We start from the raw sequence: 1,294 nt of genomic DNA, 5'->3' as shown, positions 1-1,294 counted from the left end.
TGGAAGGCCATGTGGCATTCGTCGCCGCCGCTCTGGTAGTCGCCGAAGTAGTCGACGACGTCCTCGGGCCACTGGTTCGCCTCCGCCAGCAGCACGGTGTCCGGGTACATCGCGTCGATCTCGCGCCGGACGCGCCGCAGGAACTCGTGCGTGGCGGGCAGGTTCTCGCAGTTGGTGCCCTCGGCCGCGTAGAGGTAGGGCACGGCGTCCAGCCGGAAGCCGTCGATGCCGAGGTCCAGCCAGAAGCGCAGGGCCGCCAGGATCTCCTCCTGCACCGCCGGGTTCTCGTAGTTGAGGTCCGGCTGGTGGGAGAAGAAGCGGTGGAAGTAGTACTGCCCGCGGACCGGGTCGTAGGTCCAGTTGGACGCCTCGGTGTCCACGAAGATGATCCGCGCGTCGGCGTAGCGCTTGTCGTCGTCGCCCCACATGTAGTAGTCGCCGTACGGGCCGTCGGGGTCCTTGCGGGACTCCTGGAACCACGGGTGCTGGTCGCTGGTGTGGTTCATGACGAAGTCGATGATGACGCGCATGCCGCGTTGGTGGGCGGCGTCGACGAACTCCACGAAGTCGGCCAGGTCACCGAACTCCGGCAGCACCGCCGTGTAGTCCGAGACGTCGTAACCCCCGTCCCGCAAGGGCGACTTGAAGAAGGGCGGCAGCCACAGGCAGTCGACCCCGAGCCACTGGAGGTAGTCCAGCCTCGCGGTGAGACCCTTGAGGTCGCCCACGCCGTCGCCGTCGCTGTCCTGGAAGGAACGGACCAGGACCTCGTAGAAGACGGCACGTTTGAACCACTCGGGATCGCGGTCCCTCGCGGGCGTGTCCTCGAAGGTGTCGTGGACGGGCTCGTTGACAGTCATGGGGCTGCGGGTCCTCCGGGGTGCGGTGAGTCGGACGGTCACTGGACGTGGAGCACGTGCGCGGGCGCCCGGCCGGGCTCCAGCCGCACATAGCCGGTGCTGCTGCCCCACCGGTAGGTCTCGCCCGTCAGTTCGTCGTGCAGGGACAGGGCGGCGCGCCGGTCCAGGCCGAGTTGTGGCATGTCCAACGAGACCGTGGCCTCCTGGGTGTGGTGCGGATCGAGGTTGACGACCACCAGGACCGTGTCGTCACCCGTTCGCTTGCTGTACGCGATCACGGACTCGTTGTCCGTGGTGTGGAAGTGCAGGTTCCGCAGCCGGCGCAGCGCGGGGTGCCGGCGCCTGATGGTGTTGAGGCGGGTGATGAGGGGGGCGATGGTGTGGCCCTCGCGTGCGGCGGTGTCCCAGTCGCGGGGTTTGAGCTGGTACTTCTC

2 protein-coding genes are annotated in these 1,294 nt (G+C 67.8%); both read right to left on the bottom strand.

Annotated features, from left to right (window positions below; genetic code table 11):
* Positions 1 to 860, bottom strand: an 860-nt coding sequence (locus AB0F77_RS43010) for an alpha-amylase family glycosyl hydrolase (RefSeq protein WP_361960239.1), incomplete at its 3' end; no start/stop codon positions are given.
* A gap of 38 nt (positions 861 to 898) precedes the next feature.
* The coding region (locus AB0F77_RS43005; RefSeq protein ID WP_361960236.1) for an alpha-glucosidase C-terminal domain-containing protein at positions 899 to 1,294 on the bottom strand (396 nt) is incomplete at its 5' end.

The sequence above is a fragment of the Streptomyces sp. NPDC026672 genome (assembly GCF_040638185.1).
Taxonomy (GTDB): domain Bacteria; phylum Actinomycetota; class Actinomycetes; order Streptomycetales; family Streptomycetaceae; genus Streptomyces.
This window is presented reverse-complemented; position numbering and strand designations above follow the sequence as displayed.